The sequence below is a fragment of the Paenibacillus sp. USHLN196 genome, from assembly GCF_037144955.1.
GTDB classification, from domain to species: Bacteria; Bacillota; Bacilli; order Paenibacillales; family Paenibacillaceae; genus Paenibacillus; species Paenibacillus xylanexedens_C.
Map to the genome: position 1 here is coordinate 84,804 of NZ_JBBCYH010000006.1, position 14,309 is coordinate 99,112.

The 14,309-nt window shown below is 40.2% G+C and carries 13 protein-coding genes; all 13 read right to left on the bottom strand.

The window, feature by feature from the left end; translation table 11 throughout:
• Positions 1-187 precede the first annotated feature (187 nt).
• The gene (gene secA, locus WFI24_RS16160; protein ID WP_336762370.1) at positions 188-2,692 is read right to left on the bottom strand and encodes a preprotein translocase subunit SecA; all 2,505 of its coding nucleotides are present in this window, start codon (positions 2,690-2,692) and stop codon (positions 188-190) included.
• Positions 2,693-3,714: 1,022 nt separating this feature from the next.
• Complete coding sequence (gene hpf / locus WFI24_RS16165; RefSeq protein ID WP_336762372.1) at positions 3,715-4,278, bottom strand: ribosome hibernation-promoting factor, HPF/YfiA family; 564 nt, start codon at positions 4,276-4,278, stop codon at positions 3,715-3,717.
• Between the two features lie 421 nt (positions 4,279-4,699).
• On the bottom strand, positions 4,700-4,897 hold the full coding sequence (locus tag WFI24_RS16170; protein WP_024631599.1) for a cold shock domain-containing protein: 198 nt from the start codon (positions 4,895-4,897) through the stop codon (positions 4,700-4,702).
• Between the two features lie 292 nt (positions 4,898-5,189).
• Positions 5,190-5,549, bottom strand: a complete 360-nt coding sequence (locus tag WFI24_RS16175) for a hypothetical protein (RefSeq protein WP_336762383.1) — start codon at positions 5,547-5,549, stop codon at positions 5,190-5,192.
• Entirely contained in the window at positions 5,546-5,929 is a 384-nt protein-coding gene (gene fliS / locus WFI24_RS16180) for a flagellar export chaperone FliS (protein ID WP_336762385.1), read from the bottom strand. The genes WFI24_RS16175 and fliS overlap by 4 nt, the downstream gene beginning before the upstream one ends.
• Before the next feature lie 23 nt (positions 5,930-5,952).
• Entirely contained in the window at positions 5,953-7,434 is a 1,482-nt protein-coding gene (gene fliD / locus WFI24_RS16185; RefSeq protein ID WP_336762386.1) for a flagellar filament capping protein FliD, read from the bottom strand.
• Positions 7,435-7,447: 13 nt separating this feature from the next.
• Entirely contained in the window at positions 7,448-7,837 is a 390-nt protein-coding gene (locus WFI24_RS16190) for a flagellar protein FlaG (RefSeq protein ID WP_336762387.1), read from the bottom strand.
• A gap of 89 nt (positions 7,838-7,926) precedes the next feature.
• A complete protein-coding gene (locus WFI24_RS34520) occupies positions 7,927-8,037 on the bottom strand; it encodes a hypothetical protein (protein WP_442956230.1) in 111 nt (36 codons plus the stop codon).
• A gap of 420 nt (positions 8,038-8,457) precedes the next feature.
• Positions 8,458-9,381 carry an NAD-dependent epimerase/dehydratase family protein gene (locus tag WFI24_RS16195; RefSeq protein WP_336762388.1) on the bottom strand — a complete coding sequence of 308 codons (924 nt, stop codon included), beginning with the start codon at positions 9,379-9,381 and terminating at the stop codon, positions 8,458-8,460.
• A complete protein-coding gene (gene rfbC, locus WFI24_RS16200; RefSeq protein WP_336762390.1) occupies positions 9,378-9,911 on the bottom strand; it encodes a dTDP-4-dehydrorhamnose 3,5-epimerase in 534 nt (177 codons plus the stop codon). Before rfbC ends, WFI24_RS16195 begins: the two co-directional genes overlap by 4 nt.
• 63 nt (positions 9,912-9,974) lie before the next feature.
• Complete coding sequence (locus tag WFI24_RS16205; RefSeq protein ID WP_336762391.1) at positions 9,975-11,204, bottom strand: class I SAM-dependent methyltransferase; 1,230 nt, start codon at positions 11,202-11,204, stop codon at positions 9,975-9,977.
• 13 nt (positions 11,205-11,217) lie between these two features.
• Positions 11,218-12,303, bottom strand: a complete 1,086-nt coding sequence (gene rfbG / locus WFI24_RS16210) for a CDP-glucose 4,6-dehydratase (RefSeq protein WP_336762392.1) — start codon at positions 12,301-12,303, stop codon at positions 11,218-11,220.
• A 24-nt stretch (positions 12,304-12,327) separates the two neighbouring features.
• Positions 12,328-14,139 carry a glycosyltransferase family 2 protein gene (locus tag WFI24_RS16215; RefSeq protein ID WP_336762394.1) on the bottom strand — a complete coding sequence of 604 codons (1,812 nt, stop codon included), beginning with the start codon at positions 14,137-14,139 and terminating at the stop codon, positions 12,328-12,330.
• Between the last annotated feature and the right edge of the window lie 170 nt (positions 14,140-14,309).

Genomic DNA, 14,309 nt, shown 5'->3' on the forward strand with positions numbered 1-14,309 from the left:
AGATCAAGTATCCGATGCGCCACCTGGTGTTGAGATTACTGGTGTATCAGTATATCTCTTCTCCGTGATCATGGTCATATTATTATAACTATGCACCATTAACCGGTTTTGCATCCTTCACTTCATCCTATGGAATACCCGGCTGCGAGGAGCCGTTCATGTCATTCGTGTATAGAAAAACCTTTGACTACTCTTGACCGTGGCAGTGTTTGAACTTCTTGCCACTACCGCATGGACATGGATCGTTACGTCCGATTTGGTCAGAAACCTTCACTGGACGTTTCTCAGCAGGTTCACCGCTTGTCGAGATCTGACTTTCCTCAACAACCGCTTGACGCTCCTGATTGCTCTCGATCTGTGCTCTCATCACATATGTTGCTACTTCTTCCTGAATCGAAGCGATCATCTGATGGAACATCTCGAAGCCTTCAAACTGGTACTCACGCAGTGGATCTGTACCGCCGTAGGCACGAAGGTGGATACCTTGACGCAATTGATCCATCGCATCAATATGATCCATCCACTTGCTGTCTACTGCACGGAGCACAACCACTTTCTCGAACTCACGAACCATCTCTTCGCCAATTCGCTCTTCACGTGCATTGTACTTGTTCTGAACTTTCGTAAACAGGAACTCGATGATCTCTTCAGCTTCCTTACCCCACAGATCATCTTTTGTTATCGAACCATCATCCAGCAATTTGCTGTTCATGTAGTCGGCAACTTCCTGCAGCTCCCAGTTCTCCGGAATATCGTCACTGCAGTGTGCTTCAACGATGCGTTCAATGGATGGCTTGATCATATCCATAACGATCTGTTTGATATTCTCGGACTCCAGTACCTCGCGGCGCTGTTTATATATAATTTCACGTTGTTGGTTCATTACATCATCATATTGGAGAACGACTTTACGTACGTCAAAGTTGTTACCCTCAACACGCTTTTGCGCCGATTCTACTGCACGGGTAATCATCCGGCTCTCGATCGGTTGGTCTTCTTCAAAACCAAGGCGCTCCATCATGTTCAATACATTGTCTGCACCGAAACGTCTCATCAATTCATCACCGAGTGACAGGTAGAATTGTGTTGAGCCCGGGTCACCTTGACGTCCCGCACGACCACGCAGCTGATTATCAATCCGGCGTGATTCGTGACGCTCTGTACCGATGATATGAAGACCGCCTACTTCAGCTACACCTTCACCCAAGATAATATCCGTACCCCGTCCAGCCATGTTGGTTGCAATCGTTACTGCACCCGCTTGTCCAGCTCCTGTGATGATCTCTGCTTCTTCCGCGTGGTACTTGGCGTTCAGTACCTGGTGTTTTACACCACGGCGTTTGAGCATGTCAGACAGGCGTTCCGAGTTCTCGATAGATACTGTACCTACCAGAACCGGCTGGTTCTTACTGTGGCGTGCAACGATCTCTTCTACAACGGCATTGAACTTGCCATCGATGCTCTTGTACACAACATCTGCCATGTCATCCCGTTTGTTCGGACGGTTGGTTGGAATTTGCAGTACTTCGAGACCGTAGATTTTTTTGAACTCTTCTTCCTCGGTTTTCGCTGTACCCGTCATGCCCGCAAGTTTACGGTACATCCGGAAATAGTTCTGGAATGTAATCGTAGCAAGCGTCATGCTCTCATTTTGTACTTCAATGCCCTCTTTGGCTTCAATCGCTTGGTGCAATCCATCACTGTAACGACGTCCAGACATCAGACGACCTGTGAATTCATCGACGATCATAACTTCCTCATCACTGACAACATAATCCACGTCACGACGCATAATTACGTTGGCTTTCAAGCCCTGTACGATGTGATGGTTAAGTGTAACGTTGGCATGATCATATAAGTTCTCAATACCAAACGCTTTCTCTGCTTTTGCCACGCCCGCCTCAGTCAACGCTACGGATTTCACCTTGATGTCTACCGTAAAGTCTTCTTCAGGAATCAGACGCTTCACAAAACGATCTGCTGAATAGTACATGTCCGTCGATTTCTGAGCTTGTCCAGAGATAATGAGTGGCGTACGCGCCTCATCGACCAAGATCGAGTCCACTTCATCAATGATACAGAAGAACAATGGACGTTGTACCATTTGCTCTTTGTACAGCACCATGTTGTCACGCAGATAGTCAAAACCAAATTCGTTGTTCGTTCCGTACGTAATATCACATGCATAAGCATGTTGTTTCAAAGCATGGTCCATACCGCTCAGGTTAACCCCTACCGTCATGCCCATGAATTCGTAGATTTGTCCCATTTCCTGGCTATCCCGCTGTGCCAAATAGTCATTGACCGTAACCACGTGTACACCTTTGGACATCAATGCGTTCAGATATACCGGAAGTGTTCCTACCAGTGTTTTACCTTCACCCGTTTTCATCTCGGAAATACGGCCTTCATGCAGAGCGATACCACCCAGCATCTGTACATCGTAGTGACGTTTGCCCAGTACACGGCGTGATGCCTCACGCACGGTTGCAAATGCCTCTGGAAGAAGTTCATCTGTCGTTTCTCCCTTTTCAATACGAGCACGGTATTCGTCCGTTTTACCTTTCAGTTGTTCATCAGACAACGCCTGAAATTGTGGTTCCAGTTTATTGATCACATCGACCGTCTTCATCAGACGTTTAACATCACGTTCGTTCATGTCGCCGAAGATCTTTTTGACAAGTCCTAGCATGGTATACCCCTTTCGTGCAAAACAGAATAGACCCCCTGTTGCCGCCACGCGACACCATCGGATGGATGTTGCATCCACTTGCCCGGGGGTGACAAACAATATAATTTGAGCTTAATGAGGGTTACACTTCATCAACTCAGTTGCCAGAATGTCCTTTCGATCGCTGTTATCCCCTGATTTCTTTTAAACTCTCTTCTCAGAGGGTTAAATCCGGGGATAAAGCGTATGCTTCCGATGTAGCTTTCTTTCAGAAAGCTTTCAGGCGAACGCTTCGCTTCTACAGGTCATTTCTGCCCTCTTCGTCATCGGTGTAAAAATCAAATTCAAATCATATGCTAATAAGTAATATGATGAATCAACTTCAGGCTTGCCAAGGGTTCCTCATGAAGCTGATTCGATAATCAAACGGATTCGGTTATTAAAAACTAGCCGAAGCCCGAGCCTTGCGAATCATGTTCATGGTGCTGTGCCTGTCATTGATTATGATTAGCGATCATTCGTTGACAATTCTCCATCAGGACAATGATTCTCTTTGCATAAATTGTAACAGTTTGTAAGGGTCGCCGCAACACGCCACGGCACACTTCTTTGAACTTCTGAGACATATCAAATCGAGTTTAAGTGCAAAAAATCATAGTCGTTAGCGGAAGCCATCGATTGCCATGTTTGATTTTGCACGGTAGACCGCCCTGTCAACGAATTTTGATGGTAAATTTGGATGTAAATCTCAATATCCAGTTCTCGAATGCATGTGTACGAATATTTTCGTAACCATTTGAATCTGGTCGTATAATTGCACAGTCTGTGCTTCTTCTTACTATCTATTAGACGCAGCAGCATAGGGAATAGTTTCACCATTTTATTTCCAAAGGTCATTTCCCAGCCCCTTTATGCACAAAAGAGCCCCATCCCCTAAGGGATGGAAGCTCTTGTTAAGTCTAATCCAGGAAACTACAGTTCCTGGATTCATTATTATTAGATATTCATACGCAAGTCCGATCCAATGATCCTGTACGTTAAGATTAACCTTGTTCGATCAACCCGTACTTACCATCGTTCCGTTTGTAAACAACGCTAACTTCTTCACTGTCAATGTTGGAGAATACGAAGAAATTGTGGCCAACCATGTTCATTTGGAGGATTGCCTCTTCCACGTCCATTGGTTTCAACATAAAGCGTTTCGTCCGTACAACTTCCAGATCATCGTCATCCGTGTCCACATCCAGTTCAGCTGTAGCTACAGTGCCTGTTGGATCTTCAACGAAGAGTGTTTTCAGGCTGCCTTCCTGGCGGAACTTACGGTTAATTTTTGTTTTATGTTTGCGGATCTGACGTTCCAGCTTGTCTACCACGGAGTCAATGGATGCGTACATATCGTCGCTCTCATCCTCAGCACGGAGCACAATGCCTTTCAAAGGGATCGTCACCTCTACCGTATGCAAGCCTCTCGTCGTGCTCAATGTAACAGCACCGTCAGAGTTAAGGGGTGCATCGAAATACTTCTCGAGTCTACTCAACTTTTTGTCGACATAATCCTTCAAAGCATCAGTAACCTCGATTTGTTGACCTCGAATACTTAAATTCATAGGGCACTCCTCCTTTTTCCTTTGCCACTTCATTATAGCACGAATGTAAGCGCCATGTAAAAACTCCAGGTGACCGAATAATGACATCTGTTCAAGCCACATCTGCCAACGTAGGCATAACGCCATATTTCGCGATATTCCATCATATTCAGCCATAATCGCAAATTTACATGCTATGTCTTATTAGGCGCTTGATGATGTAATTAACCTATTTTGAGCTTGCTCAATCTATTATGTAAAATGAACTTTAATCAATCGCTTGAATCTATTAGATTCTTAAGAATAATGTTTCCTGGATGATTCTCAAATCTGCAATCTAGTAGAACAAAAAAAGACCCCGGAACGTACCGGAGTCTGATGCTAGCGATAATTCAATTTGGTAACCATCTAACCATATATGTAGGTCGGATTGTCCGGATGATTATAATTTGATTACGTTAGCTGCTTGCGGTCCACGCGCGCCTTCGACGATGTCGAATTCTACGGATTGACCTTCTTCCAAAGTTTTGAATCCTTCGGATTGAATTGCGGAGAAATGTACGAATACGTCGCCGCCGTCTTCAGTTTCAATGAAACCGTAACCTTTTTCTGCGTTGAACCATTTTACTTTACCTTGCATGCACTAACATTCCCTTCGTCATCAAATGAAGTGAAGCTTTCGGCCTTAACCTCTGCCCACAATTCAGATAATACCACCCAAAGTTATCCATTGTCAATTGGAAACGTAAATGTTTTCTTGGAATATTTTGTAGATTAATTGGGGATTATGTTGAACGCTGGGATATCTTGAATATATCAGGTAATTGGCGGGTTGGTAATTATATTTTTGATGTATTAATGATAACACGAGAAACCCCCTACTAAGTATTTGTCAGTACGGGGTTTCGTAGTAATTATAGGATAGATTGGTACTACTTTCGTTTATCCATAAGATAACTCTCGGAAGCATACTTGGATTCATATACTGTACGCTGCGTTTTCGCTGTATTTCGTTGGAGCAACCATTCCTGCGCTTCATTTTTAAGTGAAGACATACGTTGCTCAATTATCGTGTCATATGCCAAAACTTGCTTCAACGCTTCTTTTTGTAGATCACTCATCACTTGAACGTCCAAAACATCATGTAATTGCTGCACTAGAAGTTGGCGCTCTTCAACAAATTGTTCTACATGATCAGAATCTTGAAGCTCTAAATCTTTGATAAAATTCTGCGTAAGCTCATTAAGTTGGCTGAGAACAATGTTTATCAAAGTATTGTTACTACTACTCATTGAGCTGGAGCTCCCATTGCTTGTTTGCTTGCTTCAACCCAGGTTTCACGCAGTTCCTGAAAATATCCCAGAGCTTCTTCCCCATGCTCGATGTCTTTTTTGATATTAGCTTGAATCAATAAATGGTTCATGTACTCATATAGCGAGAACAAATCTTTAGAGACAGGATAAGATAGATTCAACGTAGACATTAGCTCACTGATAATCGTTTGGGCTTTGCCAAGGTTTATATTGGCTTTAGAATAATCCTTGCTTTTAATTCCTTCCAGGCCCATTTTCGTAAATCGAATTGCACCATCATACAACATAATAACCAATTGGCCTGGAGTAGATGTTTGAACTGAAGACTGCTTATACTTGTCATAAGGAGATGTAATCATGCCAAAGTATTCCCCCTTTTATTTTATTGAAAATAACCTGATAAACTGGAGGACTGAGACTGGAACTGACTCATTGCTTTTTCCATAGCGGCAAACTGTTTATAATATCGAGTTTCCCAAGTAATCATTTTTCTATCCAAGTCTGAAATCCTATTATTGTAATTTTTCAATTGTTGGCCCATACTACTTTCCGTTTTCAAAGTCATACTGGCGTCAGCATCCGACTTTGAGGTACCTACTTTTTTGACCAGCATATCCAAGGTTGAATTCAATTCTTTTCTCAACCCACTAAATATAGCAGGATTATTAGCGTCGGTAGAAGGGCCCCTAAAAGCACTTAGGATTCTATCGGGATTACTGTCCAACGCGTTTTTAAGTTTAACTTCATCAATCTGTAGCTTACCCTTTTCATAATATTGTCCTGTTGTTATTCCTGCCTCACTTAGCACTTTCAAGTTCCCTGTAATGACAGACCTCATTGAGGCAACGGCTGTGCTTAGAATAGTATCATTCCTTAAAAGCCCACTTTTGGCTCGCTCTTCCCAGTTTTTAATGTCATCTTCCTTCATATCTTTCTTTTGCTCTGCAGTCAAAGGGGCGTAATCCCGATACTTTTCTTCTGATAATCTTGTGTTCATTAATCCCAATAATTCATTGTAGGTATCAACAAAAGACTTGATCGTCTCCATTGCTTTTGTAGGATCGGACTGCGTTGAGACCTTGCTGGGTGAGCCTACGTTCGTTTCTAACAGGGTCAAATTCACACCATTGACTAACAACGTATCTCCGGTAGTTTCATATTTCCGGGTACCTGAAGAAGTGGTAATGTTTACGTCCCCTTTTTCAGCAGCATTCGCTGACAAACCTAGCATAACCGATAAGGAACTCGTTTGAGGCTGACCATTACTTCCCGTCCCCATAATTTCTTTCCCATTTTCTCTCGAGGTGATCGTCAGCTTGCCACTGATTTCATCATAACTTGCGTTAGCTGTTGGGATTTCGGAATTAATACGAGATATTACGGTAGATAAAGAATCTGTATTATTGAATTCCAACGATTTATTATTAATATGAAGTTCATATTTTTCTGGCGGTGATCCTGTTTTATCAAGCTGTTCTAAGGTAGTGCTTAGGCTTGCTTTTACACTAGGTGTTCCCGTGGTTAGTTCCGTTGCATTTTGTAAATTGGCCTTTTTGGCAAGCGTCTTCACTTCAACACTCATCGTTACAGAAATCGCATCTGCGTTCGCCTCGGCTCTAACCGCTGTTGTATTTCCACTGACCGTTGATTTTTGTGTGTTTGTTGCTGCGGACAAATCCATTTGTTGCAATTTATTACTTAACTGCACAATTTTACTGTTCAACTGTCTATAGCTATCTCTGGTCCAATCCAGAATCTGTTTCTGTTGATTTAACTTATCAAGTGGGACTCTCTTCACGCTCATAAGAGATTTGACCATACTGTCAATATCCATACCTGAGAAGCCGTTAATTCGCATGTTCATTTATAGTAACCTCCTATACCTTTTCATCAATCAGGATACCGGCAATTTCCATCATCTTAGCTACCAAATCCAATGTTTTTTCAGGTGGAATCTCGCGAATCAATTCACCGGTTTCTTTATTCAAAACCTTAACTAGGATTTGATGAGTCTTCTCATGAACGCTCATCTCCAGAGTTGTTGTAGGTCCCTGAAGAGCTTTGACAGCCTTGTCAATTGCTTTAATGAGATGCTCGTCACCAGAAGGAACGCTAACCCCTTGTCGTTCCAACTTAGACAAATCGATGCCGTTTCTCACCGCTTGAATGAGTTTTGTGTTCGGATTTACTGATGCTTCACTTAATTGACTCAAAGAACTTGAAGTACTGTTCACTGTATTCGTTGAAAGTGAGAACTGTAGATTCATCGTTCATCCCCCGATGGAATTATTTATTATATATATCGGTTAATGAGGTGTGAGATTGAATAACAGAACTGATTTAAAATTTCTCTTCCTCATAAATTATTATTACAGGCAAGCATTCCAGGTATATAATTTCCCACCTTGTTAGGATTCAAATCTACTAGACAATCAATATACTTCAACTCTGGATCAATTAAGTTCAAGAATGTTACTCCCTTAGCCCCTGCGCTCCAAATAGCAGTTTCCCAATTTCAGAATACTTTAAACCGATCTATTGCTCTACGCTTCCATTCAAATTCATTTTTTTGAAAACCCAATGCTACATGAGTCAGCATATTGTGCAATTGACCTGTTATTCAAAGCTCCATTATCTTCTGCTGGTCTTGCTTCCAACCAAATATATTGACCATTAAATATACGATCTGTACTTACAACCTCAAACCCTGCGAGCTCAAATGCCGTGAAAATCGATTTCTCATTAAACTATGAACAATGCTCGTAGAAAAAATCAAACTTAACTTTATTCTCTAAAATCCATTCAACACAAGGCGTCTCGAAAAACACTCTGGCTTGGGGAGGAGTGGACTAATGCTTCCATATAGGACAATGATTATTTTTCAATATTACTTGCCTCCAAATAGACTGGACTTCCACCACTGAACAGTTTCATATAATCCATCTTCCATTTTTGTAGAAGGACTCCAACCAGTACTTTCTCTCAGCTTAGTTATATCGGCTAGAACAATTTTAGGTTCTTCCACTGAGGTTGGAATTGCCCCTAACTGGATTAATTCTCTATGATTAAGGATATCAGCTATTGTATATATAATTTCAGACAAGCTTATCTGCTTGCCAGAACCAATATTAATGGGGCCATTACTTTCACTACTTATTAATTTCACTAATGCCTGGGCTGCATCTTTAACGTACATATAATCACGGATCTGCTGCCCATGGGAACATTTTGCTTCTTTACCATTCAGTAAAGATAAAATCACGGAAGGAACTAAACGCAATTGATGTTCACGGGGGCCATATAGATAGAAAAGCCGTGCCCATGCACTGGAAATTTCATAGTGCTGTGAATATGTCATTAGCATATGATGTAGTGAGTTTTTACTCGATCCATAGACAGTATTATAACTCAGGAGAGTTTCGGACTCTTTGCATAATCCTTGACTTAAATCATACTCTGCGCAAGATCCGACTCCTACAATTCTTTTACCTCCAGCTACACGAAACCGATCAAATAGAGAAAGACTTGCACTAACCCATTTGAAGTTTGAAGATGAGTTCCAATATTGACTCGGTGTGGTGTCCCATGCCAAATGTAGGAGATGCGTGGGGGAACCAATATTAGATAACATTTCCTCCACTTGATTATCATCAAGCAAATCAGCTTTCAGCCATTTAACATTACTAGTACTTATTTTGTGTCCAACTTTTGAGGAAATAGCATACACTTCATCCCCAGTAATACTCAATTCATCTATTACATGGCTCCCGATAAATCCATTCGCTCCCGTCACAATTATTTTTTTTTTCATTGGCGATACCCGTTATAATTCTGATCTTTTTCTGACATAATTCTCTTGTCTTCTTCAGGCCATTCTATATTAAAGACAGGGTCGTCCCACCTGATTCCACGTGCATACTCTGCTTTATAAACCTGGCTCATCTGATAAAAAACTTCTGTATGATCAGACAATGTTTGAAAACCATGTGCGAAACCTTTGGGGATGTAAAGCATTTTATAATTTTTATCCGACAATTCAAAAGAAAGCGACTGTCTATAACTGGGAGAACCCGGTCTCAGATCAACGATAACATCATAAATAGCCCCCTTCGTGCAACGAACTATTTTCACTTCTTCGTAGGGAGATGCTTGATAATGTAATCCTCGCAGAGTTCCTTTTTTCTCGTTATATGAGATATTACACTGAACAAAAGATGTCTCTAGTCCATGTAACTTAAACTCATCTTGGCACCAAGCCCTAGCAAAATGCCCCCGCACATCTGTCAGTAGCTCAACTTCTATAAGATAAGCCCCTGATAAAGCCGTTTCTATAAACCGCATCCCATATTCCTCCGTTGAATGTTCGCTAGTCAGCTATACATATTTACCTACATCCCTTTTCAGTCATTCAACAATGTGTATATCCGGTATAGGTAAAATCCATTTACCTCCCCATTCACGAATGAATGAAGTTTGTTCCATAATTTCGTCTTTTAAATTCCACGGCAAGATAAATACATAATCAGGTTGAGCCAATTTTAGTTTCTCAGGTGAGTACACTGGGATTCGTGATCCAGGCAGTAAAGTACCTTGTTTATACTCACTTCGATCCACTGTAAAATCAATAATATCGCAGTCAATACCACAGTAGTTGATCAGAGTGTTCCCTTTAGCCGGGGCACCATAACCCGCTATAACCTTCCCTTCGTCTTTCAATTCGATAAGGAACTTTGTAATTCGACGCTTTAATTGTACAATTCTCGCTTGAAACCCTCTGTACATCTCAATATTTGTCATCCCAAGCTTAACTTCATTAGCAAGCAATTCATGAACAGAGGGTTGAATAAGTAAGTCCGGATTTCCTGAATGAGTTGCGTAGATACGAATAGATCCACCATGAGTACTCAATTGCTCGACATCATAAACAGTTAGATGGTGTTGCTTAAAAAGTCGAATAACTGTGGTGAGTGAAAAATATGAATAATGCTCATGGTATATCGTATCAAATTGATTATGTTCTATAAGTTGAAGTAGATGAGGAAATTCCATTGTAATAGTGCCTTGAGGCTTTAACAGTATACTCATACCTGCAACAAAATCATTCAAATTAGGGACATGCGCAAGTACATTATTTCCCAGAAGTAAATCTGCTACCTTTCCCTCTTTCTTTAATTCTTTTGCTACTGAAGTTCCAAAAAAATTCACCGAAGTCTCGATCCCCTTGCTCACAGCGAATTTCGCTACGTTTTCTGCGGGCTCGATGCCTAGTACCGCTACCCCCTTTTCTTTAAAGTATTGGAGTAAATACCCGTCATTACTTGCAATTTCAATCACTTGTGTTTCACTTGTATATTGGAATTTATCCATCATGTGTTGAACATAATTCTTTGAGTGGCTTAGCCAAGTATCTGAATAGCTACTAAAATATGCATAATCACTAAATATATGCTCAGGTGACTCATACTCCTGCACTTGAACAAGAAAACATTCTTCGCAAACATATGTTCTCAACGGGTACATATTCTCCATTTGATTTTCTGACTTCACATATGAATTAGCTAGGGGTGAAATTCCCAAATCTAGGAAAATATTATTTAATGTTGCTCCACAACAACGGCAATCCTCAGTTGACATCAAATCATTCTCCTTAAGCTAAGGCAATTTTGCTGCTTTTTATTTTTTCAAAATCCTTTATTTGTTGCAACGTCCTGTGTTCGAAACTATTGTTCATATAACCCAAATACCAGTCCATAGTCCATTCTATTGTCTTGTTTATGTTTAACTGAGGCTCCCACTGTAACAAATTAGTTGCCTTGTCAACATTAAGAACCAAACGGGAAGCTTCATACAAATGTTTCTCAGATTCACAGTTCCATTTAATTCTGTTTCCTAAATGTCTGTTACATTGTTCAATTAGTTTCTCCACTGACAAAATTGAAGACTCCCCCGGGCCAAAATTCCAGGCACCTGTGAATTTATTACCAGACCTCCACATGTTTTGAGCAAGCAATAGATACCCATCCAAGCAATCCAACACATGTTGCCAAGGCCGAACAGCATGAGGATATCTAATTTTCATGACTTCCCCATTTATTACAGAGCGAATAATATCCGGTATGATACGATCAACAGCCCAGTCACCGCCGCCGATCACATTCCCCGCTCTAACAGAGGATAATAATTTCCCATTGATAGAATAAAAGGATTGCTCAAATGCAGAAGTAACAAGTTCTGAACAAGCTTTACTAGCGCTGTATGGATCCTGTCCTCCCAAATGGTCGTTTTCCGTAAAACCCTGTAGTAATTCCCCATTATTCTGGTAACATTTATCAGTTGTTACATTGATAACAACTCGTACTGAATCGACGTGCCTTGCAATCTCTAATAAATTCACCGTCCCCATGACATTCGTAGAAAATGTTCCAACTGGATCAGCATAGGACTCACGCACCAAGGGCTGCGCTGCCAGGTGGAAAATGATATCTGGCTGAATTCTACGAATAAAAGATTGCATTTTCCCAAAATCCAAAATATCACCATACATAGAATTCATGCTCTTGGACACTTGTGCAATTTCATACAAATTAGGCTCGCTAGTCGGTAGAGGGCTACTATAACCATATACATCAGCCCCTAAATGTTGTAACCATAACGCCAGCCAACTGCCTTTAAAGCCTGTATGACCTGTTAAAAATATGCGTTTCCCCTGCCAGAACCTTTGATCAATAAGCATGTTCGGATTCTCACTTTCATATTTCTAAGTGGATTTAAGTTTCATTTGAAATAGTCTATAAGAGCAACTAAGCAGTGTATTCAGATAATTGATTTCATCTTGCGCCCCACTAGACAACGAGTGAGATAATTTATTGATAATTGCTATACTCTCAGAACTGCGTGGTATAGCATAATCTTTAATTGAAATAAGTTCAAATCCAGATTTTTCGGCCTCTTTACATACAACATCTGTAACATATATTTTTTTATTGTGTACTGAATTAGCGTTATTCAACATACTGTACAATGATTCTACGCTAATTCCGTTGCTAATTGTAAATATCAATTTCCCTTCTTGATTCACCGCTTCAGCTAAGTAGTTAAAGAGATCAGGGAGATCAATATTATAAGAGTCTAGTGGCTCTTCGATAAATATCATATCAACTTTATTATCTATTTCTTGCTTTAAGTTCGAAAAATCGTTAAAGATGGATACCTTATCTGAGATCGTCAGTAAATCTTCCTTATATTTATCATTAGAAATCAAGGTATGCAATTCAGACTTTACATGTTGCTCAGACCATATCCGGTTTTTTATTTGAAGTAAAGTTGCTCCACACTTAGAATCAATACCCAAAACAGAATACACATCTGATAATAGTTCTGGTTCAATATCTAGGTAGAAACCCTGCATTCGTGCATCTTCCCAAGCATCAAGCTTATACTTTTCAAAGAAAGTCTGCCTACCTTCTTCAAGCGAATTTGTAAGATGATCCGCTGCAGTTGTCAAGCTCCCATAATGGTGTGTCACCGTATCTGCACAATAAATGAGCTTATACCCTGCTCGCCTGATTTTGAAGCTAATGTCATCATCTACAAATTCACCACGGAAAAAACGTGTGTCATAATAACCAAGCCGATCCAATAAAGCAGTAGGACAACACAAAACATTAGGTAACAACACTACACGTTCTTCCCACTTTGAAGGGTCACTAACATTATATTTCCTAGCTTTTTCCTGAAAATCCTCTTTAGAAATAAACGGAATTGGAATTTGCTGCATATTAGAAATGAAATTAGATGCTGGAGATACGTATCCGATCTTACTATCTGATTCAATACATTCAATTAAGTTCCCTAACCAATTTGGAGTGAAAATGAAATCATTACATACAGCAGCTGAGTACTTACCTTCTGCAGCCATCAAACCTATATTGAATCCTTTTGTAACGTGCAGATTATACTTCAAATGAATTACTTTCGCTCCTGAAATCGAATCAAAATACTCCTTTGTTCCATCCGTTGAACCGTTATCTACCAAAATCAATTCGTACTCTACGTCATTCGTATTCGCTAAAATGCTTTCTACACAATCTCGTGTGTAATCGAGATTGTTGTAAGCAACTAAAACGATACTAACTTTAATACTAGCATCTTCTCCTTGTGACGCAATCCGAACATGATCAACGGTTCCCACTTCTGGATAAAGATAAGGATAATCATTTTTATTAATGTAATTCTCTAAAATGTAAGCAAATTCAAACTCCAAAATCCGAAACAATGAACACAAGTGAAAGCGAAAGTCGTATATGAACGCATTCACATTATCATTGACACTTTGTTCAAGCTGTTCAATGTAGTATCTAATGTTAGCAATAATCTCATTAATCCGATTTGGAGTAGATACATCTAAAGTAGTGTTTTCAAGTGCCGATAGTAGATCAAGTATGTTATTCAATATTCTAATATCGGACAGACTTAGTTCCCCACGCTGAATGCAATCATCCAGATAACGGATTCCCTCATTTCCGACATGTAAAGTTTCAAGTATCTGAGTTGCTACATAGTTATTCATGTTCCACCCCTTCAAACAAATTCATTAAGTCGACAGTACTCATCCTTCGAAAAACGTTAAGGTTATCGTTAAGAAACTTCCCACCCCAAAAGTCAGAAATTTGTATGATATCTTGTTCATAAAGTTTCTTGTACCTTTTCTAGATCATGCTCTTAACATTTCTTTCACAA